The sequence below is a fragment of the Xanthomonas campestris pv. phormiicola genome (assembly GCA_025666215.1).
GTDB classification, from domain to species: Bacteria; Pseudomonadota; Gammaproteobacteria; order Xanthomonadales; family Xanthomonadaceae; genus Xanthomonas_A; species Xanthomonas_A campestris_A.
Genome location: CP102593.1, coordinates 2,625,061 through 2,648,662, shown reverse-complemented (window position 1 = coordinate 2,648,662; position 23,602 = coordinate 2,625,061). Strand labels below are relative to the sequence as shown.

The following is a 23,602-nucleotide window of genomic DNA, read 5'->3' as shown; positions in this document are numbered from 1 at the left end:
AGCAAGCACCCCGGCAGGGCCTCGACCACGATGTCTGCATCGCTGTCGCCCCAATCGTTTGGCGATCCATCCTGGGCAACGCTGGAACCTGGATACGCATGAATTTCAATGCGAATATTGCATCGACGCACGCCCCGCCATCTAACGCGCCGCGCATTCGTGGCGTCGGTACCGCTACGCCTGGCAGCCGCTACTCGCAGCCGGACGTGCTGGACCGCTTCGACATCCAAGATCAGCGTCGGCGCCTGGTGTTTCTGAGGAATGGCATCGATTCGCGCAGCCTGGTGCTGCCGCAGTGCGACGACACCGGAGCGGCACCGCGCGAAACGCAGGCGGAATTGCTCCACAAGCACCGCGAGATCGGCCTGGAGATCGGCGAACATGCATTGACGCGCTGTCTGCAATCGGTCGGTGCGCAACTGGATCAGGTGCAGTATCTGTGCTGCGTCACCACTACCGGGTTGCTGACCCCAGGCTTCAGCTCGTTGCTGATAAAACGTCTGGGATTGCGTCAGGACTGCGTGCGCCTGGATGTGGTCGGCATGGGCTGCAACGCAGGCTTGAACGGTTTCAACGCGGTAGTCAACTGGACCAGTGCCAATGCCGGAAAACTCGCGATTTTGTTGTGCATCGAGGTGTGTTCGGCGGCCTACGTCGACGACGAAGGGATCGAGACGGCGGTGGTCAACAGCTTGTTCGGCGACGGTGCCGCGGCGCTGGCGGTGATCGCCGATAGCGCAGATGGCTGCGGCGGGCCGCGCGTGTGCAAATTCGCCAGTCAGGTGATTCCCGAGGCGCTGGATGCAATGCGCTTCGTCTGGGATCAGGCGCATGGCAAGTTCCATTTCCGTCTGCACAAGGATGTGCCATACGTGGTCGGGGCCAACGCGCCGACTGTGGTCGGCCGTCTGCTCGAGGGGACCGGCCTGCGCCGTCGCGATATCGCCCATTGGCTGGTGCACTCGGGCGGACGCAAGGTCATCGACGCGATCTCGGCCAACCTGATGCTGACCAACCACGACATGCGCCACACCATCGACGTGCTGCGCGAACACGGCAACATGTCCAGCGGTTCGTTCCTGTTCTCTTACGCACGTCTGCTCGACGAGGGACAGGTGCGCCCTGGCGACTGGGGCGTGATGATGACGATGGGGCCCGGCTCGTCGATCGAAACCGCGCTGCTGCGCTGGTAAGCCACGCCTGATTCCGATATCGACCCTGCGGATTTCTCATGAGCGCTCCATCAAGCCCCCCATTGCATCTCGTGCATCTGGAGATCGATGCCTCCAGCGCGCTGAACGACGAACAGATTCAACGGCTCACCGGTGCCTGCGATGAGGTCGAAGACGCCGCGACTCCGGCGATCCTGATCCTGCACCTGCGTGGGACGGCCAAGCTGCCTGCGACGGCGCCCTGGCCTGGAGCGGTGAGCCTGGACCTGGTGGGCCGCTGGGAAAAGGCGATGCGCCGCTTCGAACGCCTGGAGGGTCTGTCGCTGGCCTGGATCGAGAACGCCTGCTCGGCCGGCATGCTGGACCTGCTGCTGGCGGTGGACCAGCGCATCGCCGCGCCCACGGCCAGCATCTGCGTGCACAGCGGCGAAACCGCATGGCCGAGCATGGCGATGCGGCGCATGAGCACCCGCCTGGGTGTTGGCGCGGCGCGCGCGGTGTTCCTGTTCGAAACGCAACTGTGCTGCACTCGCATGGCGCAGTTGGGTGTGGTCGACCAGGTCAGCGACGATGGCCAGGGCGCAATCGCCGCATGGCTGGCGACGCTGGCCGGGGTCGACGTGCAGGTGCTGCCAAGTCGGCGGCTGTTGCTGCTCGAAGGCACCGCCCATTCCTACGAACAGGCCGTGGGCCAGCATCTGGCCGCCTGCGACGTGGAACTGCGCCGCCGCCAGACGCGCGCCTTGCAGCATGCGTCTGCCGAGTGCGGGCACGATGTTCCGGCGCAGATGATTTCGGCATGAAGCCGCTGGCGGACGACCTGGCGCAACTGCAGGCATTGGCGACCTGGGCCGAGCATGCGCTCGCCGCCTTGCCGCCACGCGCGCGGCGCGACCAGACGCAGGCCCAGCACGCCGCCGCGGTGCATGCGCGCTGCCGGGCCGTGCGCATGGATTTCATGCGGCGTCATGGCGACTGGCTGTATGCGACGCTGACCCACGACCAGACCTTGGCGCTGCGCCTGGACGAGGTCTTGCACGCCGCCGCCAGTCTCGTGCCGGGCTTGTTGCCGAGCCAGGCGCAATGGGCGCGCGAAAGCGCCTGTATCCAGTCGGAAAAGGATGGCTGGGAGATCGAACAGGGCATCGTCCTGTGGGGTCTGCTGCGTCAACCCGAGTGCGGCCGCCATCTCATCGAGAGTCAGCTGCGGCCGACCGCGCGCGCGCTCGAGCTGCTGCCGCACTTCCGCCGCGAAGCGCAGCTGCAGATCGGGCCGATCCATGTGCAGCGGCGCGATGGCGCCGCCTGGTTGACGGTCACCAACCAGACCGGCCTCAACGCCGAGGACAACGCCTTGGTCGAGGCGATGGAAGTGGCCGTCGATCTGGCCTTGCTCGACGAGCAGGTCATGGTCGGCGTGGTGCGTGGCGGCCCGATGCAGCATCCCAAATACCGCGGCCGGCGGGTGTTCTGTTCGGGCATCAACCTGCAGCATCTGCACCAGGGAAAGATTTCCTTCGTGGACTTCTTGCTGCGTCGCGAGTTTACCTATCTCAACAAGATCCGACGCGGTCTGTGCTGGCCGGGCGCCGATGTGCGCGAGCACGGCATCGAGAAACCCTGGGTCGCTGCGGTGGACGCCTTCGCCATTGGTGGCGGCCTGCAGTTGCTGCTGGTGTTCGACCATGTGGTGGCCGAGCGCCAGGCCTATTTCGTGCTGCCTGCCGCCAAAGAGGGCATCGTCCCGGGGTCGGCCAATCTGCGCCTGGGTGCGCGTGTCGGCCATCGAGTCAGCCGCGACATGATCCTGCGTGGACGCGTCATCCACGCCGAGGAGCCCGATGCCGCCGGCCTGGCCGACGAAGTCGTCGACGCCGACGGCATGGATGCGGCGATCGCCCGGGCGGTAGACCAGATGCGCAGCGAAGCGGTGGCGCCCAACCGGCGCATGCTGTGCATAGCGGAAGAATCGCCGGAGGATTTTCGTCGTTACATGACCGAATTCGTCCTGGTGCAGTCCAGCCGCATCTATGCCGACGACGTGCTTGTGCGCCTGCGGCGGCGGTGGGCCGCATGAGCGTCCAGGCCAGTGGCGCGTCGGCCGGCCTGCAGCCGCAGGCGCTGGCGATGCTGGACCCGTGCGAATTGCATCCCAGCCTCGGCGAACCGGTGCTGGGTGCGATCGATTTCCTCAACGAGGTGATCGACCGCTATCCGGACGCCATTTCGTTCGCGCCCGGCGCACCGGCGCCGACGTTGCTGGAACCGCTGGACCTGAGCGCACACCTGCAGACCTACCTCGCGTACCTGGTACGCACCGAGGGCCTGAGCGAGCCGCAGGTGCGGCGCCGCCTGTTCCAGTACGGCTCCAGCCGCGGCATCATCAATACGCTGCTGGCGCAGGCGCTGCGCCAGGATCAGGACCTGGACATCGCGCCGTCGAGCATCGTGGTCACAGTAGGCTTCCAGGAGGCGATGTTTCTGGTGCTGCGGGCGCTGTTCGCCGCGCCTGGCGACGTTTTGGCGGTGGTGCAGCCGTGCTTCGTCGGCGCGCTGGGCGCGGCACGTGCGCTAGACATCGCACTGCTTGGCATCGACGAGAGCGATGGCCGCGTCGATCTGGATCGATTGCAGCGCGCCTGCGTCGAGCTGCGCGCGCAGGGACGCCGCGTGCGTGCCCTGTACGTGGCTCCGGATATCTCCAATCCCTCCGGCAGTCTGCTCGATCGCGGTCAACGCCAGGCCTTGCTCGATGCGGCCAACGCGCACGATTTCTGGCTGCTGGAGGACAGCACCTATGGGTTCACCGTCCCGCACGAGCATGGCGTGCCGTCGCTGAAGGCGATGGATCGCACGGGCAGAGTGATCCATCTGGGCACCTTCGCCAAGATCGCCTTGCCAGGAATACGCGTGGGCTTCGTGATCGCCGATCAGCGCGTGGCCGATCGGCCGCCGCGGGTGCTGGCCGATGCCCTGGCCGCGCTGAAGAGCATGGTGACGGTGAATACCTCGCCGGTCTGCCAGGCGATCGCCGCCGGCATGCTGTTGGGCAGTGGCGGTTCGCTCGCTGCGCTGGGCGCGGGCCGCAGGGCTTTCTACCAGGGCAAGCTCGCCTGCCTGCTGGCTGCGCTACAGCGCGAACTCGGCGATCTGGCCGCCGCGCATCCGGGCTTGCGCTGGAACCGGCCCAAGGGCGGCTTTTTCGTCTGCATGCAACTCGGCGTACCGGTGGATGCGGCGTTGCTGGAGCTGTCCGCCCGCGACTACGGCGTGCTGTGGACACCGATGCGCATGTTCTACCTGGATGGCGGCGGCAGGCACAGCTTGCGCCTGTCCTGCAGCTATCTCACCGATGCGCAGATCGACGACGGGGTCGGACGCCTGCGCCGCTTCCTGTGCGACCCGCGGGTGCTCGGATGAACGACATGCCGGTGCTGTTCGAACGCGACGGCCATGTCGCCCGCATCACCTTGAACCGCCCGGCGGCGCTCAACGCGCTCGATCTCGCCAGCCATGCCGCGCTTGCCGAGGCATGGGACAGCTTCGAGAGCGACGACACGCTGTGGGTCGCCGTGCTCAGCGGCAGCGGCGAGCGCGCATTCTCGGTCGGTCAGGACCTGAAGGAGCTGGCCGCGCGGCTTGCCGACGGCGCGCCGTCGTCGTCGTTCGGCAGCCAGGGTGCGGCGGGATGGCCGCGCCTGACAGAGCGCTTCGAGCTATGCAAGCCGGTGATCGCCAGGGTCAACGGTCTGGCGTTGGGCGGCGGGTTCGAACTGGCTTTGGCCTGCGACATCATCGTCGCCTCCGACACCGCCGAGTTCGCACTACCCGAGGCGCGGCTGGGCCTGATACCCGGTGCCGGCGGCGTATTCCGCCTGACCCGCCAATTGCCGTACCGCACTGCCATGGGCTATCTGCTGAGCGGCCGGCGCATCGGCGCGGCGCGAGCGCTGACCCTGGGCCTGGTCAACGAAGTGGTACCAGCCGCGCAGCTGGATACATGCGTGGCCCGCTGGCTGTCCGACCTGCTCGCGTGCGCGCCGTTGTCGCTGCGTGCGATCAAGCAGGCGGCGGCCATGTCGGCATGCTTGCCGTTGGCCGATGCCTTCGCCACCCGTTATCCCTGGGAGGAACGACGGCGGCACAGCCAGGATAGCCGCGAAGGACCGCTGGCGTTCGTGGAAAAGCGCACGCCGCGCTGGTGCGGTCGATGAGCGTGGCAACGCCGGCGGCGAGCTGCCGCGCGCTCGCCGACCGAGCAGCCTCCGCCACGGTAGAGGCAGCGATGCCATGCTGATCCAGCGCTATCTGCGGCGGCACGCCCGTATGTTGGCCGGCATGTCGCTGCTGTCGGCGGCTAGTGCAGGCACCTCGATGCTGCTGCTGGACTATCTCAACGCAACGGCGACCAACGCGCTGCAGGCCGATGTGCGCGCTGCGCTGTTGCGCGGCGCCTTGCTGCTGGTGGCCGCGCTTCTCGTGCGCCTGCTGTCGGCACGCCTGGCGGCGCGCGTCGGCAGCGGGCTGATGGCGGACCTGCGGGCAGAATTGTCGGCGCGCTTTCTCGAGCTGCCGCTGGAACGGTTGATGCACCGTAAGCATGCCGTGTTCGGCGCGCTGATCGGCGATGTCGGACGCCTGGCGCAGATGATACAGATGGGACCGGTGCTGTTGACCAACAGCCTGCTGTCGTTGGGGGGGCTATCGTACCTGGCCTGGGTGTCGCTGCCGTTGTTCGCCGTGGTCGTGCCTTTCATCGCCCTGTCGGGCGCGCTGTTCTACGTCACCCGGCGCTTCACCGGTCCGGCCTACGACCGCATGCGCAGGGCGGAAGAAACACTCAACGCACTGCTGCGTACGCTGGTGGAGGGCAAGAAGGAACTGACCCTGTCGCCAGCGCGGGCCGGACACTTCGCCCAGGCGCAGTTGCGGCCAGCGATCGAGCGCGCGCGCCGCACCCAGTTCGACACCAGCATGCATTGGGGCATCAGCGATGCCTGCGCCGAACTGATCGGCTATGGCTGGGTACTGGCTGCGATCCTGGCCGGGCGCTACCTGTTCGAACTGCCCTCGGCCACGATTCTGCAGTTCGTCATCACCGGACTGTTCATCAGCGGCCCGCTCAATGCGCTGTTCGATCTCGGCGCCCAGGTCAGCAGCGCATCGGCGAGCGTGCGCCACCTGCGTGAAGTAGGACTCGACGATGCGCCATCCGCGCCGCCGGGCGCCGCGGCCGCAGCCGCACCGCCCGGCGTGGCGCCGACGTGGACCACGCTGTGCCTGGAACAGGTGGTCTATCGCTATGCCGGCGACAATGGCGATCACTTTCAGTTCGGCCCGGTGGACCTGACGCTGCGGCGAGGCGAAACGGTGTTCGTCACCGGCGGCAACGGCAGTGGAAAATCGACCCTGCTGCTGCTGCTCAGCGGCCTGCTGCGCCCCAGCGAGGGACGCATTCTTGTCGACGGACAGGTGCTCGGCACCAGTCTGCCGCTGGCCAGTTACCGGGCGATGTTCAGTGCGGTGTTCTTCGACTTCATGCTGTTCGAGCATGTGATCGGGGCCGACGCCGCGCAGGCCGATCCGGCGCAGGTGCATGCCTGGCTGGAGCGGGTGGACCTGGCCGCGAAGGTCGGCTTCGACCAGACCGAGGGCGTGTTCGCCAGCGTGGATCTGTCGCAGGGGCAGCGCAAACGCCTGGCCCTGGTGCAAGCCTGCCTGGACGACCGCCAGATCCTGATTTTCGACGAGCTCACTGCCGACCAGGACCAGGCGTTTCGGGAGCGGTTCTACACCGCGTTGCTGCCCGAGTTGCGCGCGCGCGGCAAGACGCTGGTACTGGTGACCCACGACCAGGGTTACCGGCATCTGGCCGACCGTGTGCTGACGCTGGACTACGGGCATCTGGTCGAGCCCGAGCCAACGCATAAAGCGCAGTGCCATATCGACATGCGCGGGCAGTCGCGGGAAGAACTGCAGGCCTCCGGCATGCTGCCGGGGACCTGACCGAAAGCACCACAGGCGCGTCGAACCTGCGGCCGGCGCCCCGCGCATCGCACGATGCGTGCAACACGCCGCCACTCATCCCCACCGGAGGACGCACAGATGTCAATCCAAGACGACGAGCAAGACCAGATCTACGTTGTGGTCATCAACCACGAAGAGCAGTACGCGTTGTGGCCGGATTACGCCGACGTGCCGAATGGCTGGACGGTGGTCTTCGGCCCGAACCCGAAGCAGGCCTGCCTGGACTATGTCAACGAACACTGGACCGACATGCGTCCGAAGAGCCTGCGCGACGCCATGGCCGCGGCGGGGCACTGAGCGCCGCGTTGCCCACCCTCCTGACGGTCGTCGGGAGGGTGGGGCGGGAAGGAAGGAATGCCAGGCAGGAAGGCGAAAGAACGCAGGCCCCGCATGTCCAGGCTCAGACCGCGGGCAGGGCCAGTTCCTTCATCGCGAACAGACGCTCGCCATCGATGCCGCGCGCGCGGCAATGGGCAAGGAACCGATCGGCCTCGCGCAAGCCCAGGTGCTCGCCGGACTGGTTGATGGCCAGCACATGATTCAACCAGGGCTCTTGGCCCATCGCATATACATAGGCACGGCGCGCCGGCCAGCTTTCGATCAACGCGATCGCCTCGTCCGCATGCGAGCCGCGATCGCGCCGGCTGCGGTCCAGCTTTGGATCGATACGCCGGGTCAATAGATGCCCATAGCCCCAGCTCAGCGGCGATCCCTCGCATTCCATGCCCAGGAACAGCGCGTCGATGGCGCCCAGTTCGGCGGCGACATGCCGGTACAGACTGGGATCCAGGTTACAGGAATCGGCCAGGCAGGCCACGCTGCATCCCTTGATGCGCACGTGATAGCCGGCCTTGCCCTGGATATCCAGATCGCTATGTTCGCCGAGGAAGGGCAACGCGGTAATCGCCCCATCGGCCAGCGCAATGCGTTCGAACTCGTGCAACTCGACGACACGCTCGAAACCAAGTGCGTGCAGCATCAGTTTCAGCGACGGGTCCTGCAGGCGCCGCCCGGCGCTATGCGGCACGACCACGGTACCGATCCGGTTGCGTAGCCGCAGCAAGATCTCAGGACGGATATGGTCGCTGTGGCCATGGGTGATCAACACATGGTCGATGCGCTCGGGCAGGTCGGCCAGGGTGTAGCGGGGCAGTTCGGTCGGATAGTCGTAGGCGACGAACGGATCGGTGAGGATGCTGATCTGATCCGATTCGATCAGCAGGCAGGCATGTCCGAGATAGCGGATCCGCACCCCCGCAGCGGGGGGACGATGACGCTGCGCCGGCGGTGCGATGTCGAACAAGGTCGCAAATCCTGCACGCTGTGCCGCGGCGATCCCGAGCCGCTCGCCCAATTCCTCGATCACAACCGGCACGCGCTCGGCACAGAACAACGCATCCAGCCGCCTGTCGTCCCAGGGCAGGGTCAGTACCGGCGTCTCGGGCGATTCCAGTACCGGCGTGCTGCGCTCGTAAGGCAGCCAGTCGCGTTCGACCAGGCCAAAGGCGAACTGTTGCAGGTCGCGCCGGTAGAAACGGCTGCGATACAACAGGCCCTCAAGCAAGCGCAGACCGGGATGATCGTTGAGGTCGTAGACCAGTTCGACCAGGCCCGCCAATTCGCCAGGGACCTGTGCGTACAGTGGTTCCAGCGACTGCCCGGTCGCCTGCTGGCGCAGCATGTCCTCCAGTGCCTGCAACGCTGCGGCCAACGCCAGCGTATCGCCTTGCACAGCCCGTGTGCGTTCGAGCAAACGGGCGATCTCGGCGGTCTTTGCGGTCGGATAGTTGATCCATGGGCCGCCCATCAGTGCCGGGTCGCGCGCCGCCTGGGCATGCTGTTCGGGTGCGCGCAGATAGGATTCCAGGATCGGTAGCTGCTGTTTTGCCACCACTAGCGCCGACTGCACCGGCGGGATCAGCATGTCCCACAGGACCCAGTGATTCAGCAGCGGGCGCGCCACGGCATTGGTGCGCAGGTAACCTCGCGTATCGGACATGAGCTGTGCCTGGGTTAGAGCGTGATCTCGCAGCGGCCGAACAGCAGTTCGGCGTGGCGTCCTTTCGCGCGCGCGGCCGCTTCCAACTGGCGCGCCTCGCGGAACTGCGGCAGATCTTCGGAATAGAGAATGCTGGTGATGTGCGTGACCCAGGGCTCGGCGCCCATGGCATAGACGTAGAGCCTTTCGGGCAGGAAGAAGTCCTGCAACGCACTGGCCAGCGCGCAGTCGCAGCCGTCCAGGCGGCGCGACTGGTCCTCGCCCCGGGTCAGCATTTTCTGCAGCAACGGGCCGTATAGCCATGTCGCCGGCGCACCGACGCATTCCATGCCCAGGAACATGCAATCGATCTTCGGGAACATCGCCTTCAGCTGCGCATAGAACTCCGCCATCGGCGGACGCGAATCTGCGAACAGCACGCACACCTTGCCGTCAAGCTCCACCGCATGCACCAGTTTGGCGCGGATATCCAGGTCGGCATGTTCGCCGTAGAACGGCGCGCCGACGATTCTTCCCTGCTGGAAACGCAGTTCCTCATAGTCGGCCAGTTCCACCACATTGGCGAAGCCGCATTGCTCCAGGCACAGTTTCAGCGAAATATCCTGCAAGTCGCCGCCACCGGCGCGTCCCACCACGACGGTGCCGACGCGATGACGGATCCGCAGCAGCGCTTCCATCACCACGTGATCCTGGTGCGGATGGGTGATCAGCAGGTAATCGATCTTGGCCGGCAGATCGTCGAAGGTGAAATGGTCGATGGCGCATTCGCCCGGATAGCTGATAAGCGGATCGATCAGGATGCTGACCCCTGCGCCTTCGATCAGCACGCAGGCATGCCCGAAGTAACGCACGCGCACGCCTTGCGGCGCCACGTGTTCGGCCAATGGCGCATCGGTCAGCAGGGCGAGGGCCTCTGCGCGCGTGGTACCGGTCGGCGCGTTGCGCAGGATCAGATCGACGAGGGCATCAGCATCAGACATGCCACCGCATAGCTGGTCCCAGAACGGATCGGCGAAGGGCACGCTCAACTCCAGCGAACCGGCTGCCGAAGGCAACTGCGGCGTGCTGAGTGCGAACGCGCGTTCCTGTTCGCTGACCGGTTCCAGCACCGCGGTCTGCAGACCGGGATCGTAGGCTTTGCTGGCGTAGAACTGGCGTTCCATGAAGCGCACGCCAGGCTGCTTGCTGACATCGTAGAATATCTCCAGCTTGTCGCGGATCAGCGGATCGATCTTGCCGTACAAACCGGCCAGGCCGGCGCCCTTGGCTTCGCTGTGCAGCAATTGGTAGAGCGCGGCGATCGCCTCGGCGTAGCGCAGCTGGGTCGCGCAACGTTGCAGGGTATGGTCGCGAAGCTTGCGGATATCGGCCACATCGCCGGTATGGTCGATGAAGGGGCCGCCACGCATGTCAGGCTCGCGCAGTGCTGCACGATGCTGTTGCGGATCCTCCAGGAACGACTCCATAATCGCCAAGTGCGAGTGCTCGGTATACAACCCGAAGGTGAGCGGCGAAATCAGATACGGATGCGCGAACCAGCCATTGATACGCGGAAGCAGGCGGACGTGTTCGGAGAGGCGGAAGCGGGTGGAAGTCATCAGGTTGCGACCATGCAGCACATAGCTGTGATGAATCGCAGTCTGTGACCCAGGTGGGACTGACGCTTGCTTGATCGTGGCGGCGACTTGCCGCAGCGCGCCAACGCGGGGCGGATCTAAAAGAGACAGCGGCCAAGCGTAGTACCGCCCCGAGAATTAACATAATATACATTATGCGAAATCAAGGGCCGTCCCAACCGGCAACCCTTGCAACAGCGTCAGCACCATGCCCGCTGTCAGTTTCTTTATGAGGCTTGGGCTGGCGGTGCCCAACATGTTGGTGCCAAGCCGCTTCCAGCGCCGCAGGGAGATCGTTCAATTTGACCAGCTGTGCCTCCAACGCGTCGGCACGCGCTTGCTGGACAGTGAGTTCCTGGCGGAGCTGAGAGGCCATTCGCGAGCTCAAGCGCATCATCATGCAGCCGCTTGGCCATTGCAGCTTCTTTTCGGACGCTCGTCAGTTGCTATTGGACCTCCTTAGTGTCCTGGCGCGCCCGATCTACTTCCGCATGTGCCCGATCTTCCGTAGCACGCACATGCTGGGTCAAATTGAATTACTCCCGGACTGGCGCCCTACCCCTGCAGTTGACGTACTCACGATAAATCCCCCTATCTATTTAGATGACCCTGATCACCCCGCAAATATCCTAATCTCCGCCACTCGGGTATCCGCCTTCGGCCAAGAGTGGCCATTCGCCGATCCTATCCATCAGCACGCACGGCGGCGAGCCGCGTTGCCAACTCTAGAGCTCGCACCGCGCAGCCTCGAACCAAGATGAAAAATTTTCAAAAGTGGCAGTGCTGGCATGTTTTGTAGACAACTCACAGCACAACAGGCGTTCGAAATAAAAGTGGATAACTGTCTACAAAAATATTCGAAATTAGGGCTACTGTCTGCCTGCAGCATCGCAAAGCCACTCACCCAATGAGATTTCTGGCTCTTTATTGAGTGACGGTGGAGTCTTGCCCGGGGTTTTTTGATAGAAAACTTACTACCTATAAGGATTCTTCAGCATGGCTAGCGATAACGTCTTCAGGAAGGTGCAGCTGCAGGTGAGCAACGCCCAGCCGGGCGAGACGATCTGGATCGAGCTGCAGAAGCAGAACGTGCCAGTCGGTTGGAGTACCGGGCCGGACTACGAGAGTTCCGGTGGCATCTATGTCTCGATGGTGGGCGGGGCGGCGCTGCCTTTGACGTCGCTCGAAATCAATCCGCAGCAGGTTCAGGTCCAGACCACCAACAGCGGCAGTGGCGGCGGCGGCGCACTGGCTTTCACCGTGACCCTGTATCTGACAGCATCACCGAGCATCCAGATATTTTCGCTGCGTTCGCGCTCCGATCAGGGCGTGCAGATTCTGGCGGCGATCGAAAGCGCGCAACCGCAGGTGGTCAATGCGACCTACACGCCGTTTTACTGGGATCCGCAGTAATCGTAACCAGCGGCGGGGAGACGATCCGGCCGGACGTTTGATATTCACGTCCGACCGGCCTGTTGGAAAAACAGGAAATTGCGATGAAATATACGATTGCGTTCACTTTTTCGACAGTGAACGATAACGACACGTTGTCCGTGCTGCTGAATATCACTGGCAACAGTGCGATTTCCCTGCTGCCGGATCAGTTGATCCAGATCCAACAAGTGCAGTCGCAAATCCCCACCCCGCCCTTGGCATCGCTGGAGGTGGGGCAGACCTCGATCTCGGTGCGGGCGACGCAGAATACTTCCGATGATCCCCAGTCCATCAAGATTATCGTACCTGTTGCGATCAGCTCGGGAGCCTCGAGCTTGACCGGCAACTTCCCGTCCACCGGGGTCTTGTTGACAGCGCAATACCAGTTCATCGACTACCAGGCGTCCGGCCACATCGCTGTGGGCGACTTCAGCATCCCTCTTCCCAATCATTAGGTAAACCCATGGAAACTGCGCCCGGAAAGGACAAAGGCGCTTCCAAAGGCGCGCCTGTCGCCTCGCCTTCGGGGCTTTCCAAGCCCGCGGTGCCGGCGATCGCGCCCAACCGTACCGCGCGCAGCGACGAAGCGGTGGTCCAGGCGATCGCCGCTGAGCGGGAAGTGTTGTCGAACGCGACCAAACAGCTGCTCGACTCGCATCTGATGGCCAACACGGCGCATGATCGCAATCAGCGGTGCTTTCGCCAGACGCAGATGTTCAAGCCGGTGACATTGACATTCGCCAGGCTTCGCGCCAACAGCAAGGCATTCTTGACGCTACAAGGCGATCAGGAGGCGATCTGGAGCGAAGGCGGCGGGGGCGAACGGCTGGTCGGGGTGTGTCTGTCGAGCCGGGTGGATCCGCTCCTGTACCTGAGCAACTTCCTGGTCAATGCCCGCGAGGTGTATGTGCAGACATACAAGGACATGCAGGAAGTGAGGATATCGCTCTATCTGCGCACCGAACAGTCCAGCGTCCGCGGCAGGGTCGACTTGCCGCCCGATGCCAGCGTCACCCTGCAATCGGCGCAGGACCGCAGCACGGTGATCGGCTTGAGTTCGTTCGCGATCGAGCTGGGTTGACCCACTTACCTGAAGGACCGTCCATGACGACGCAATCGCCTCCAGCGCCCGCGGGGTCCAGCGCGTCACTCGCGCCCACGCCCACCGCCACCGCGCCGCGCGCAGACGAGCAGGCGGGCCTGGGCACGCTGTTCCCGGTCACGCTTCTGTTCAGCAACATCGCCTCCAACAGCAACTTGAACTTCACCCTGACCACCGCCGGCGTTGCGTGGTCGCTGGGCGCGCGCTCGGGCGACAGCATCGGCTTCTCCTACAACGTCACCCCTTCCAGCGCCGACGTCGAATCCTGTATCCAGGCGATCGAATTCAGCAATTCGGTGCTGTCGATCCGGACGGGCGCGATCGGCCAGGCAGGCGATCGCGCGGACAACGCGTTCACGCTGACACTGTACCTGCTGGTCGCCCCTGGCATCGATTACCTGCAGGGGTATTGCACGCTCAACAACGAAGCGGTGGTCATGGCGGTGTTCGGCGCGCAAGGCGCGGTGCAGTGGCGTAATGGCCGCATCAGTGCGGTGCTGGCGTCGCACGGGCGCAACCACCGCCCCGTGAGTTTCACGGTCAAGGGCGCACGCCACGGCAACAAGATCGACGTGATCGTCACCGCAAAGAAAGGACTCGGCAAGGTGAGCTGGTCGCTGGGCCCTGACTTCTCCGGGTCCAGCGGCATCATCCTGGCCAGCCAGCAAGGACAGATCCCATTGACGTCGATGTCCTACGGCAGCGACACGCTTTCCTTCACCACCAGGTCGGTAACCGATTCGAGCAACGCCAGCTACAACGCCGACCAGCTGCTGGAGTTCTATTTGAACGCCTATCTCACCTGGTTGCCGGAGGAATTGGCCTACGTGTACCTGCGCACCACCTGCAACAGCAGCATCTCGGTGATCGCCCAGGTCCACAACCGGCAGCCGCAGGTGGTCAGCCAGACCGACACGGTATTCACTCTTTGAGCATGATGCCCGACCTCACGGACAGCGGCCTGATCCTGCGCTCGGTCAGCGAAGCGCTGCGCGGTCTGATCCGGCGCAATGTCACCGAGCTGCAGGCCGAATCGGCGGTGGTGTTCGATTCGCCCGGCGAGATCGAGAGCCACGACGAAACCAAGCTGTCGCTGTATCTGTATCAGACCGAAGTCAACGCCTACATGCGCAACCTGCCGGCCAGGATCACGCGCCAGGCGGCCGCGGCGCCGGCGCCGGCCGCGCTGGAGACGATCGCGGCGCCGCTGGTGGTCGACCTGACCTATCTCCTCGTGCCGTACGCACGGTCGGCCGAACTGGAACTGGTGCTGGTGGACAAGTTGATGCAGCTTTTCCACGATGTCGGCCAGCTGTCGGGGGAATGGCTGACTCCGACGCTCAAGCGAACCGGCAACGAACAGATACAGATCATCCCCGAGTTCGATTCCAGCGAGCGCTTGCGCAACATCTGGTCGGGCTTCCCGCACCGCAGCTACAAGCTGACCAAGCTCTACACGCTGTCGCCGGTGCGCATTCCATCGCGCTTCGCGACGCGCTCGGAGTTGGTGGTCCAGGCCGATGCCGACTACCGGGTGGGACCATGAGGCTCAGCGCGGTGGTGCAACTGATCGACGGCTTCAATGACGCGCCAATGGTCGGAGTGCGTCCGACATTCGTGCTCAACGGCCAGCCCTGCCATCCTCATGCCAAGGCCGACGGCTTCTATGCGTTCAGCGAGTTGGAGGACGGCGACTATCAGCTCACCCTGCAGGCACTGCCTTTTTTTCCACAGCGAGTCGATTTCAGCGTGCCGCCGCGTCTGCCTCTGGCCGAAGCGATCGTCCCGTGCAGACTCGCTCCCAGTCCACTGTATCCCTACCCTGCCGGCACCACGTTGATCCGCGGCCTGGTGCTGTCGGCATCGCAGCAGACTCCGCTCGCCGGGGTCAGCGTCGCTGCGCGCTATCAGAATTGGCAAGCCAAGCCGCGCGACGCCAGCACGCAGACCTCCGACTACGGACGTTACCTGGGCCGCTATGCCCTGGCGTTGCGCGGCAAGCTGGCGGCCAAGACCGAAGTAACACTGACCTTCAGCAAGAGCGGTCACACGACCATCGAAGTGCAGTTGGTACTGGAACCTGCGACCACCCAATACGTGGCCACCGAACTACGTTAACTGTTGAGAGAGCACGACCTTGGCGACCAACTACTATCATCCCGGCGTCTACATCGAGGAAATTCCAAGCGCCCGCACCATCCAGGGCGTTTCCACCTCGACCGCCGTGTTCGTAGGCGTGACCGAGTTCGGTTCCAGCCAGCAGCCTACGCTGATCACCAGCTGGAGCGCCTACCAGCGTCAATTCGGCGGACTGGTCTGGAACGGCATGGTGTCGTGGGCGGTCTTCGAGTTCTTCAACGAGGGCGGAACGGCGTGCTACATCGTCCGCGTCGCCGACACCAAGGGGACGGGCAAACAGGCCAACGCCGCCGCAGGCGGCATCAAGCTGAGCGCCGTCACGCCAGGCCCTTGGGCCAACGTGCTCGGTTTCACGATCAGCAACGCCAGCGGTCCGGACAGTGCGGTATCGCAGGTCTTCAATCTCAGCATCGTCGTCGACCCGGCATCGTTGAGCGCAGCGAGCGCGGCCACGGCCACGCTGCAAGCCTACATCGTGCAGAACAATCTCGCGCTGCAGCCGATCCTCGGTAAGTCCTATTACGTGCTGGAAGCCTACAACGGCTATACGGCCAGCAGCATGGGCACCGCCCTGCCCGCCGCGATCAACGCCAATTCGATGTTCGTGCGCGCGGTGGTAACCGGCAGCACGCGTCCACCCAACAGCAGCAAGGCGACGCCGCTGCAAGGCGGCGCGGCGGCGACCTGGGATTTCGAGAGCGCGACGGCCACCTTGACCAACGTTCAGGGCGCAAGCCTGCTGGCGATGCCCGATACGGTCAACGCGACCGACGCGGGCGGCCTACCCAGCATCCCGCAGCAGGCGGCCTTGATCAGCGCGGCGCTGCTGTTCTGCGAGGGCGCGTCGATGCGCAACTTGTTCTATGTCTGCGACCCACCGTTCGACCAGACCGTGGCAGGCATCAGCAGCTTCAAAGCCGGCAGCACCACCGCACCCGCGTTGAATTCCAGCTATGGGGCGATCTATTACCCCTGGGTCTGGATCTACAACCCGGTAGCCGGCGCCAACGTCCCGATACCGCCGTCGGGGCCGGTGCTGGGACGCTACGCGTTCACCGACAACAACGTGGGGGTCTGGAAGTCGCCCGCTGGCGTCGGCGACGGCGCGCTGCTGAGCGTGGTGCAGCTCAACGCGCAGATCAATGACGCCGACCAGGACACGCTCAATCCCCAGGGAATCAACGCCATTCGCAACTTCCTCCGCTACGGCAACGTGATCTGGGGAGCGCGCACGCTGGTGCCGCCGGGCAGCGACTGGACCTACCTGAGCGTGCGCCGGCTCTTCATCTACATCGAGCAGAGCCTGAAGCAAAGCCTGCAATGGGTGGTGTTCGAACCCAACGATGCGCAGACCTGGGCATCGGTCACCCGCGACGTCGGCGCATTCCTCACCGCGCTGTGGCAGGCCGGCGGACTGTTCGGCGCCACCGCGGCCGAGTCGTTCTTCGTGACCTGCGACACCTCCAACAACCCGCCCGAGACACGTGTGCAGGGGCAGATGTACATCGATGTGGGTGTCGCGCCGGTGCGTCCGGCCGAGTTCGTCATCATCCGCATGACGCAGAAGACCGCAGGCCCCGATGCCAGTGCCTGAGGGCTAGCCGTATCGTTCATGGAGCATCAGCATGGCAGCACAACTGACCAACCCCTACCGCGGCTTCCGCTTTCAGGTCGAGATTTCCGGCATCCAGATCGCGTCCTTCTCCGAGGCCACGATCCCCGACAGCACGGTCGAGACGGTCGATTACCGCGAAGGCACCGACCCGACCTACAAGCGCTCGTTCTCCGGCCTGACCACCTACGGCAAGCTGTCGCTGAAGAAAGGCATCACCGATTCGATGGATCTGTACAACTGGCACCAGCTGGTCGCCCAGAAGGGTTCCACCGCGCAAGGCGCGCAGAAGAACATCTCGCTGATCCTGCTCGATGCGGGCGGAGCGCCCAAGGCGCGCTGGAACGTCATCAACGCCTGGCCCAGCAAGTACGAAAGCACCGGGCTGAACGCCACCAGCAGCGACGTGATGGTCGAGACCTTCGAACTGACCCTGCAATACATGACGCGCGTTTCCTGAGCGGAGCACAACATGAAAGCCATCAGTACCGAGATCGAGTTCGCGTTGCCGCTTGGCTACCGCGACAGCGACGGCAATTTGCACAACAACGGGGTGATGCGCCTGGCCACCGCCGGCGACGAGATCCTGCCGTTGAAGGACCACCGGGTGCAGAGCAACCCGGCCTACCTGGCGATCATCGTGCTGTCGCGGGTGGTGGTACGGCTTGGCACCCTGGACATGGTCAACACCAAGGTCATCGAGGATCTGTTCTCCGCCGACTTCGCCTACCTGCAGGAGTTGTACAACCGCATCAACCAGGTCGATCCGGAAGACAAGGTGGTACAGCTGCCGGGGTTCGAACAAGTGGGAAAACGCGGCTCCCTGTAGTTCCCGACCATCTTTACGAAGAGATCGCGTTCATCGCGTATCACTTCCACTGGTCGTACGGGGAAATCACCGCGATGGAACATGCCGAACGTCGCCGCTGGTGCGAACGGATCAGCCGGATCAACCAGACGATGAACAGCGACGAACGGCAAAAAAGCCTTCACCTGGGAGCATGAGATGTCTATCGGTCGCAACGGCACGGGCGGCGCTACCGGACGCAGATCGGGCGTATCCGCCAATCCATTCATGGCCTACAACTTCTGCGTCGAGGTCGGCGGTATCGTCGTCGGCGGGTTCACCTCGGTGGAAGGATTGCAATCGAAGAACGAAGTGAAGACGGTGCGCCAGGGCGGGGTCAACGACACCGAATACAGGCTTCCCGGCCAGGTGACCTACACGGATCTGGTTTTGAAGTCCGGCATCACCGCGAGCGATTCGATGTGGGGCTGGTACGCAGCGGCGTTGCGCGGCGAGATCACGCGCCAGAACGGATCGATCTATCTGCTCGATCCGCTCGGCAGTCCGACCGTCAGCTGGAACTTCTACAACGCGTGGCCGATCGAATGGCAGGGGCCCAGCGTCGATGCCAGCCAGACCTTGATCGCGACGCAGAGTTTCACCCTGGCCCATGAAGGCATAAAGAGGCACTCCGCTGGAGGCACACGTTGATGCCAGCGCCGCCGCCTGCCTTTTCCGCCCACCGCGGCGCGAGGCTTCAGGCACATAGCCTCGAGGCCGCGCGCCGGTTGCCAAAGTGCCGGCACCTGGCCAGGGTCGGCGTGCGGATCGCGGCATCGGCCGCCGATGCCGCGCCGCGTCTCGACTACCTGTGGCCACAACGCAACGCAACGCCGCAATGGATGGGGCTGCACCAGGATATCCGGCGCCTGCTGAGCGCGACGCAGCGGTTGCTGCAACACCTTTGGCAGCGCACGCAGCTGCGCGAACGCCAGCGCCGATCCCGGTCTCGACCAGTGCTCGCCATCGGCTCCTTGACGAGCGGGGGACGGTACCGCGCTATCGCGTCGCAGTCGCGGGTTTTTCGCGTTGCCGCGGCGGCGACGCCTCCACGGCACGTGCGGCTCGATGCGGCCTTGCCGACCTATCGCCACACCGGAGCGGCCGCCCCGGCGTTGCCGGCAATGCGGCGATTGTCAGACCCAGCGCCGGTTACGCACCACGCGCGCACGCTGGACGCGCGGGAGACTGTCGCGGTGCGGTCTGGTCGCCACCGCCGCCCGCGGCTGATGCGCGTGGCGCGCGATCGCGACATCACGCCGACGACGTCGCACCTGACGCGCCCACCGGCCCTGCGCGTGGCAGCGGCGATGCAAGCGCCAGGCACCGGCGTGAGCGCCGCCGCGCCGCGCGACGGCAGACGCGCGAGCGGTGCGACGCCAACGCCACGGAGGGTGTTGCTGCGGAATGCGGCGAAGGACCGCGCCGCGACGGGCGCCGGCATCGCCAATCGCATGCACATGCACGCCGGCACTGCGCTGCAGCCCACGTCCAGGACCGCCACGCTCGCCTTCGCCGGCGCGCGGCCACGGCCCAGCGAGGAATCGCAAGCGCCGTCCCAAGCGCAGTTGCACATGCCGTCGCACACACTGTCGCTTCTGGCACCGCCAGCAGCACAGGGCGCCGCTGCGGCCTTGCGGACCGTGACCACGCCCGCAAGGCCTCAATCGGGAACGGCCACAGGCGTGCGCTGGATCGCGGCCGAGCCGACATCGCCTGCAGCCCCGCACCGCGCCGCCCTGCCGCGGTCGGCATCAACTACGCGGCCTCCGGTGGGCGCGCCATGGCCAGAGCAGGCAGCGCTGGGCATCAGCATGGCCGAGCGCGTGGCGCGCACGCCCGCCAGGACGCTTGCGGACCCGCTGTCGCAGACACGCGCGGCCGCCGTCCGGATCGGCCCCCGCGCGTCTCATGCGGCGCCCCCATCCACCGCGGCGCCAGCGGCCAGCGGCACGACGATCGCCATCCCAGCGGCCGCCGCATCGGTGTCGATCGACACGCCGGCACCGGCGCAGGCCTTGCAGCGCTACGCCGCGAGCGCCGCGCAGGCGCTCGCCTATCGTCGTCCGCCGACGCCTGGCGCCGCGCAGTGGGCGCACGACACCAAGCGGATCGAACACAGCGTACAGACCCAGGTTGTGCGCGAGCTGCTGCAACAGCGCCATGGCCAGTCGCTGCAGGCGGCGGTGGCGAACGCGCTGCTTTCTCCGCAGACGGTTAAGCAGCTGGTCCGGCAGGTCCAGGCCGCCCTCGCCCACTCGGATCGCGTCGAACGCTACCGCAAGGCGGTGCGCTGATGCTGGAGATGGCCAAGATCGTCGTGCAGCAGACGCGGGAAGAGATCCCGGTCATGTACAACCCCACCGAGTTGTCGCTGAACAAGACCGTGGTGCTGCAGGGCCAAGGCTCGAATATCCAGTTCCAGCGGGTCGAGGACGACGACCTGACCGTCTCGCTGTTCTTCGATACCTACGAACAGCAGGCCGATGTGAGGACCAAGACCAACCGGATTGTCGCGCTGACGCAGCCGAGCGTCGGCAACGGCGACCGGCGCGAACCGCCGGTGCTGGTATTCACCTGGGCCGGGCCGCTGTTCGTGGGCATGATCAGCAAGCTCGACCAGAAATTCACGATGTTCCTCAGTTCCGGGGTGCCGGTGCGGGCGGAACTGTCGGTCACCTTCAAATCGGTGCTGACGCCGCAGGAAGACCAGCATGCCCAGGGAAAGTTCAATTGCCGGCGGCTATGGCAGGTGCGCGAGAACGACCGGCTGTACCTGATCGCGCAGCGCACCCTGGGCGATCCCGAGCAGTGGCGCCTGATCGCCGCGGCCAACGGCATCGACGACCCGTTGAACTTCCCCACCCGTGCGGACATCGGGCGCCTGCTGGTGATCGTCGATACGCATGGGGAAAGTTTCGAGGGACTCGCCCATGTCTAGCGTGCAGACCGGGGCCTTCCGGATCCTGAAGAACCGGCAGGCCTTGCCGAGCAACGTGATTGCGGCGATCCAGAACGTACGGGTCGAAAACGAGATCAACGTACCGACGATGTTCAGCTTCACGCTCACCATCACCTCGGCGTCCGCTGCCTGGCAGGACGTCGATCTCGACGTGTTCAAGCCAGGCGACGCGATCGCGGTATTCCTCGGCATCGACGGCACAAGGCAACTGGTCAGCGGCGAGATCACCGCGATCGAACCGCATTTTTCCACGTACTCGACCGCGACGATCCGCGGCTTCGACCGCCTGTACTGGCTGAAGTTCGGCACGCGCACCCGCACCTATCTGAAATCCAACGACAACGACATCGTCGCCCAGGTGGCGCGCGCGGCCGGGCTGACCGTAAAGCTGGTCGGCCAAAACGGCGTGATCAACGATTACGTGCTGCAGAACAACGTCACCGACTACGAATTCCTGATGCAGCGCTGCGCGCAGATCAACTACGAGCTGATGATGGATCAGACCACGCTGGTGTTCCGTCCATCGGCCGAAGGCGGCAGCCCGGTGCGCACGGTCAACTATCCGCTGGACGCCACCGATCTGGAACTGAGTCTGCGCCTGCCCACACTCGGCCGAACCACGACTGTCACCGGCTACGACCTGGCCTCCAACCGGACCGTCAGCGCGGTGACCGATGCGGGAACCACCCAGGACAAGATGGGTGGCCGCCAGACCGGCTACCAGATGGCCGACGCTTTTCCGGCCTCCTCGGTGCAGTACCTGCGCCCCAACATCAGCACTCCGGAAGCGTTGCAGGCTGTGGCCAAGGCGCAGTACCAGCGCAATCTCGGCCCGTTCATCGAGGGCAGCAGCAGCATGCTCGGCGACCCCGACCTTGTCGCCGGCGTCAACGTCAAGCTGAGCGGGCTGAGCCAGCGCTTCAACGGCATCTACTACATCACCTCCAGCGTGCACAGCTACGACGTCGACAGCGGCTACCAGACCGAATTCAAACTCAGGAGAACCGGCGCATGAACCCGGATGACGCCGTCACCCTCGACAGCATGGCGTTCGGGGTCACGCTCGGCACCGTGCTCGACACGAAGGACCCGCAGGGTTGGGGGCGGGTCAAGGTGCGCTTCATCTTGATGGACGCATCGATCGAATCGGACTGGCTGCAGATCGTGAGCTTCTTCGGCGGCCCCGACTACGGCGCCTTCTTCCTGCCGCAGATCGGCGACTCGGCGCTGCTGTCCTTCGCCAACGGCGACGCCAGCCGTGCCTACGTACTCGGTTTCCTGTGGAACGGCGCGCAGCTGCCGCCCGTGGCAGCGGCGCAGCAGCAGGACCTGCGCATGATCAAGACCCGCAGCGGCAAGACCGTCCTGCTCGACGACAGCGACGAGGGCAAAGGCCGCATCGTCATCGTCGACAACAACAACAACCGTATCCAGATCGATACCGCCAGCAACACGATATCGATCAGCAGCGAAGGCGACCTCGCCATCAGCGCCAAGGGCACGCTGACCCTCAGCGGGGCGCAGGTCGCGGTGCAGAACAGCGCCGGCAGCGTCAAGGCCACCCTGACCGATACCGCCATGCAGTTGCAGGGCGGCCAGAACCTGGCGCTGTCGGCCACGATGATCGACCTGAACTGAGGAGTGCGGGATGGGCCAAGCGTCCGCCAAGCAAGGAGACGGCATCGTCAACGCTGCCGACATGCACATCGTGCTGGTCCCCAGCCCCGGCGGCCCGGTACCGACGCCGCAGCCATTCCCGTTCAACGGCAAGATCTCGTCCAACACCAGTTTGAACGTGCGCATCAACGGACGCGCGGCGGCCACCGTCGGTTCGATGGCGCAGAACGTGCCGCCGCATATTCCCAGCAGCGGCACCTTTCAGGTGCCCCCGGCCAATCTGGGGCGCATTCTCATGGGCAGCGCCACGGTCCGCATCAATGGCCGCGCCGCCGCGCGCATGGGCGATGTATGCGAAACCTGTCACGACCTTCCTCCCGGCCCCGCCCAGGCGCCGCCGCCCACGGTGCAGGTGCTCGGCCTGTGCAACGTGAAGGCTGGCTAGGGCATGGCCGCCAACAGCGATTTTCTCGGGCAAGGCTGGGCGTTTCCGGTTGCCGTGCAAGGCGGCAAGCTGCAGTTCGCCCGCGGTGCCGAGGACGTCGAGCAGGCGCTGCGGATCATCCTGCAGACCGCCCCCGGCGAACGCGTGATGCAGCCGGAGTTCGGCTGCCGGATCAACGAACTGGTGTTCTCCGCCGGCAACGCCACCGCGGTGAGTCTGGCGCAGCTGTACGTGACCCAGGCGCTGAATCGCTGGGAGCCGCGCATCCGGACCTTGCGCGTCGTCGTCACCACGACCGCCCAGCAGGCCAATTGTCTGATGATCGCCATCGACTACCTGATCCGCGACCGCAACCAGCCCGCCAATCTTGTGTACCCATTCTTCCTGAAATGAACTGAGCCCCGGGCATGAACGAACAGACCATCCGCGCAAGAATCGAAGAACTGCAAGCCAACTACCAGGCCGGGCGGACGCAACTGCAACGGCTGCAAGCGCAGCAGGACGAACTGCAGCAGACCCTGCTGCGCATCAGCGGCGCCATCCAGGCGCTGGAGGAATTGTTGCAGGAGCCGGACGCTGCCGCGCCCTCCTCCCCGCAGTCTGCGGTCCCGCTGGCGTCCTAGCCCGGCA

The 23,602-nt window shown here is 64.8% G+C and carries 26 protein-coding genes; 24 read left to right on the top strand and 2 right to left on the bottom strand.

The features are described from left to right. Positions 1 to 98: 98 nt before the first annotated feature. The 7 genes from NRY95_11110 (at position 99) to NRY95_11080 (ending at position 7,496) form a co-directional block, all read left to right on the top strand. Entirely contained in the window at positions 99 to 1,193 is a 1,095-nt protein-coding gene (locus NRY95_11110; protein ID UYC18457.1) for a type III polyketide synthase, read from the top strand. A 38-nt stretch (positions 1,194 to 1,231) separates the two neighbouring features. Next, positions 1,232 to 1,975 (top strand): enoyl-CoA hydratase, encoded by a 744-nt coding sequence (locus NRY95_11105; protein UYC18456.1) that lies wholly within the window; start codon positions 1,232 to 1,234, stop codon positions 1,973 to 1,975. 206 nt (positions 1,976 to 2,181) lie between these two features. Further along, positions 2,182 to 3,249, top strand: a complete 1,068-nt coding sequence (locus NRY95_11100) for an enoyl-CoA hydratase/isomerase family protein (protein UYC18455.1) — start codon at positions 2,182 to 2,184, stop codon at positions 3,247 to 3,249. Beyond that, positions 3,246 to 4,592: a PLP-dependent aminotransferase family protein gene (locus NRY95_11095; protein ID UYC18454.1), complete on the top strand. Its 1,347-nt coding sequence runs from the start codon at positions 3,246 to 3,248 to the stop codon at positions 4,590 to 4,592. Before NRY95_11100 ends, NRY95_11095 begins: the two co-directional genes overlap by 4 nt. After that, positions 4,589 to 5,386, top strand: a complete 798-nt coding sequence (locus tag NRY95_11090; GenBank protein UYC18453.1) for an enoyl-CoA hydratase-related protein — start codon at positions 4,589 to 4,591, stop codon at positions 5,384 to 5,386. The genes NRY95_11095 and NRY95_11090 overlap by 4 nt, the downstream gene beginning before the upstream one ends. A 76-nt stretch (positions 5,387 to 5,462) precedes the next feature. Further along, positions 5,463 to 7,178, top strand: coding sequence for a cyclic peptide export ABC transporter (locus tag NRY95_11085; GenBank protein ID UYC18452.1), 1,716 nt, complete (start codon positions 5,463 to 5,465; stop codon positions 7,176 to 7,178). Between the two features lie 99 nt (positions 7,179 to 7,277). Then, complete coding sequence (locus tag NRY95_11080) at positions 7,278 to 7,496, top strand: MbtH family NRPS accessory protein (GenBank protein UYC18451.1); 219 nt, start codon at positions 7,278 to 7,280, stop codon at positions 7,494 to 7,496. Positions 7,497 to 7,599: 103 nt separating this feature from the next. Here the strand turns inward: NRY95_11080 and NRY95_11075 are convergent, their stop codons facing one another. Continuing rightward, complete coding sequence (locus tag NRY95_11075; protein UYC18450.1) at positions 7,600 to 9,162, bottom strand: MBL fold metallo-hydrolase; 1,563 nt, start codon at positions 9,160 to 9,162, stop codon at positions 7,600 to 7,602. 50 nt (positions 9,163 to 9,212) lie between these two features. Next, positions 9,213 to 10,796: an MBL fold metallo-hydrolase gene (locus tag NRY95_11070; protein ID UYC18449.1), complete on the bottom strand. Its 1,584-nt coding sequence runs from the start codon at positions 10,794 to 10,796 to the stop codon at positions 9,213 to 9,215. A gap of 1,014 nt (positions 10,797 to 11,810) precedes the next feature. Here NRY95_11070 and NRY95_11065 point away from each other — a divergent pair. From NRY95_11065 to NRY95_10985, 17 genes are all read left to right on the top strand, one after another. Beyond that, positions 11,811 to 12,227 carry a hypothetical protein gene (locus NRY95_11065; GenBank protein UYC18448.1) on the top strand — a complete coding sequence of 139 codons (417 nt, stop codon included), beginning with the start codon at positions 11,811 to 11,813 and terminating at the stop codon, positions 12,225 to 12,227. Between the two features lie 83 nt (positions 12,228 to 12,310). Beyond that, complete coding sequence (locus NRY95_11060) at positions 12,311 to 12,703, top strand: hypothetical protein (GenBank protein UYC18447.1); 393 nt, start codon at positions 12,311 to 12,313, stop codon at positions 12,701 to 12,703. A gap of 8 nt (positions 12,704 to 12,711) precedes the next feature. Continuing rightward, a complete protein-coding gene (locus NRY95_11055) occupies positions 12,712 to 13,329 on the top strand; it encodes a hypothetical protein (protein ID UYC18446.1) in 618 nt (205 codons plus the stop codon). 23 nt (positions 13,330 to 13,352) lie between these two features. Beyond that, positions 13,353 to 14,282, top strand: a complete 930-nt coding sequence (locus tag NRY95_11050; GenBank protein UYC18445.1) for a hypothetical protein — start codon at positions 13,353 to 13,355, stop codon at positions 14,280 to 14,282. A gap of 5 nt (positions 14,283 to 14,287) precedes the next feature. Continuing rightward, a complete protein-coding gene (locus tag NRY95_11045; GenBank protein UYC18444.1) occupies positions 14,288 to 14,896 on the top strand; it encodes a DUF4255 domain-containing protein in 609 nt (202 codons plus the stop codon). A gap of 14 nt (positions 14,897 to 14,910) precedes the next feature. Further along, a complete protein-coding gene (locus tag NRY95_11040) occupies positions 14,911 to 15,468 on the top strand; it encodes a carboxypeptidase-like regulatory domain-containing protein (protein UYC18443.1) in 558 nt (185 codons plus the stop codon). A 19-nt stretch (positions 15,469 to 15,487) separates the two neighbouring features. Beyond that, complete coding sequence (locus NRY95_11035) at positions 15,488 to 17,083, top strand: phage tail sheath subtilisin-like domain-containing protein (protein UYC18442.1); 1,596 nt, start codon at positions 15,488 to 15,490, stop codon at positions 17,081 to 17,083. 31 nt (positions 17,084 to 17,114) lie between these two features. Next, positions 17,115 to 17,561 (top strand): phage tail protein, encoded by a 447-nt coding sequence (locus NRY95_11030; GenBank protein UYC18441.1) that lies wholly within the window; start codon positions 17,115 to 17,117, stop codon positions 17,559 to 17,561. 12 nt (positions 17,562 to 17,573) lie between these two features. Beyond that, positions 17,574 to 17,930, top strand: coding sequence for a hypothetical protein (locus NRY95_11025; GenBank protein UYC18440.1), 357 nt, complete (start codon positions 17,574 to 17,576; stop codon positions 17,928 to 17,930). Positions 17,931 to 18,107: 177 nt separating this feature from the next. Next, entirely contained in the window at positions 18,108 to 18,599 is a 492-nt protein-coding gene (locus tag NRY95_11020) for a phage tail protein (GenBank protein ID UYC18439.1), read from the top strand. After that, the gene (locus tag NRY95_11015; GenBank protein UYC18438.1) at positions 18,599 to 20,245 is read left to right on the top strand and encodes a hypothetical protein; all 1,647 of its coding nucleotides are present in this window, start codon (positions 18,599 to 18,601) and stop codon (positions 20,243 to 20,245) included. Before NRY95_11020 ends, NRY95_11015 begins: the two co-directional genes overlap by 1 nt. Positions 20,246 to 20,253: 8 nt before the next feature. After that, positions 20,254 to 20,889, top strand: coding sequence for a hypothetical protein (locus tag NRY95_11010; protein UYC18437.1), 636 nt, complete (start codon positions 20,254 to 20,256; stop codon positions 20,887 to 20,889). Beyond that, entirely contained in the window at positions 20,882 to 21,925 is a 1,044-nt protein-coding gene (locus tag NRY95_11005) for a contractile injection system protein, VgrG/Pvc8 family (GenBank protein UYC18436.1), read from the top strand. Before NRY95_11010 ends, NRY95_11005 begins: the two co-directional genes overlap by 8 nt. Continuing rightward, positions 21,922 to 22,548 (top strand): phage baseplate assembly protein V, encoded by a 627-nt coding sequence (locus NRY95_11000; protein ID UYC18435.1) that lies wholly within the window; start codon positions 21,922 to 21,924, stop codon positions 22,546 to 22,548. Before NRY95_11005 ends, NRY95_11000 begins: the two co-directional genes overlap by 4 nt. Before the next feature lie 61 nt (positions 22,549 to 22,609). Further along, a complete protein-coding gene (locus NRY95_10995; protein UYC18434.1) occupies positions 22,610 to 22,972 on the top strand; it encodes a PAAR domain-containing protein in 363 nt (120 codons plus the stop codon). Between the two features lie 3 nt (positions 22,973 to 22,975). Continuing rightward, complete coding sequence (locus tag NRY95_10990; GenBank protein UYC18433.1) at positions 22,976 to 23,365, top strand: GPW/gp25 family protein; 390 nt, start codon at positions 22,976 to 22,978, stop codon at positions 23,363 to 23,365. 14 nt (positions 23,366 to 23,379) lie between these two features. Continuing rightward, positions 23,380 to 23,595, top strand: a complete 216-nt coding sequence (locus NRY95_10985; protein ID UYC18432.1) for a hypothetical protein — start codon at positions 23,380 to 23,382, stop codon at positions 23,593 to 23,595. Positions 23,596 to 23,602 lie beyond the last annotated feature (7 nt).